This is a genomic window from Xanthomonas sp. SHU 308, from assembly GCF_000364645.1.
Taxonomy (GTDB): domain Bacteria; phylum Pseudomonadota; class Gammaproteobacteria; order Xanthomonadales; family Xanthomonadaceae; genus Xanthomonas_A; species Xanthomonas_A sontii.
The window spans coordinates 1-1,126 of sequence record NZ_AQOK01000712.1; the positions used below are offsets into that span (position 1 = coordinate 1).

The 1,126-nt window shown below is 75.0% G+C and carries 2 protein-coding genes; one reads left to right on the forward strand and one right to left on the reverse strand.

Going from position 1 to position 1,126, the window contains the following annotated elements; genetic code table 11:
• Positions 1-685 (reverse strand): penicillin-binding protein activator (locus D588_RS0119230; RefSeq protein WP_017917142.1); only part of this gene is annotated, 685 nt, incomplete at its 3' end.
• 80 nt (positions 686-765) lie between these two features.
• On the opposite strand from D588_RS0119230, the gene D588_RS0119235 reads away from it, so the two are divergent.
• Positions 766-1,126: ribosomal RNA small subunit methyltransferase I (locus D588_RS0119235; protein ID WP_017917143.1), on the forward strand; the 361-nt coding region annotated here is incomplete at its 3' end.

Here is a 1,126-nt window from a genome sequence, read left to right on the forward strand (position 1 = left end):
CGCCGCGGTCGAACGGACGCGGCAGCGCCAGGCCGCGGCTCAGCAGCGCGCGGCCGACGAAGTTGTACAGCGGGTCGCCGGCCGGCAGCGCGGCGGCGCGCGCCTGCAGGGTGGCATCGTTGAGCGTGGCCAGCTGGCGCACGATGGCGCGCTGGTTGTCGCTGCGCGCCTGGCCGCTGAGGCCGTTGTCGGCGCGGGCGCGCTCGTCCAGCGCCGCGGTGGCGTCGCCGGTGCCTTCCAGCGCCTGCGCACGGGCCAGATGCCAGCGCGCGCGCAGGTTCTGCGGCACTGCCTGCGGATCGCTGCCCAGCGCCTGCAGCGCCTTGGCCGGCTGGCGGTCGGCCAGCGCTAGCTCGGCCTCGACCAGCGCCACCCGCACCTTGCTCAGTGGCGGCAACTGCCGCGGCTGCACCTGCGCCAGCAGGCTGCGCGCACGGGCGGTATCGCCGGCCTCGTACCAGGCGAAGGCGGCGTCGCCCAGCAACTGGTTGCGGGCGCTGCCGGTGGCGCCGGCGGCCTGCGCCTCGAGCTGCTGCGCCGCGTCCCGCGGCTTGCCCTGGTCCAGCAGCGCCAGCGCCGCCGACTGGGCCGGCGAAGCGCTCGGCGTCACGCTGGTGGTGGCGCAGCCGGCGACGAGCAGCGCCAGCAGCGACAGGGCGGAAATCCTTGCGAATCGCTTGTTCATTTCTGGTCCATTCGGCTGGGCACGCCGGGCGCGCCGGGGAAAACCGCTACGATTCTACCCTTGACCATGGAAAGCCGTAGATGAGCGCCCAGCCCGGAACCCTGCATGTCGTCGCCACGCCGATCGGCAACCTCGCCGACCTGACGCCGCGCGCCCAGGAGACGCTGCGCTCGGTGGCGGCGATCTGCGCCGAGGACACCCGCCGCAGCGGCCAGCTGCTGGCCCACTTCGGCATCGAGCGGCCGCTGCTGGCGCTGCACGAACACAACGAGGAGGCGCTGTCGCAGCGCATCGTCGCGCGCCTGCTGGAGGGTCAGTCGCTGGCCCTGGTCAGCGACGCCGGCACCCCGCTGGTCAGCGACCCCGGCTACCGCCTGGTGCGCGCGGCACGCGCGGCCGGGGTCCGGGTCAGCCCGGTGCCCGGCGCCTGCGCGGCGATCA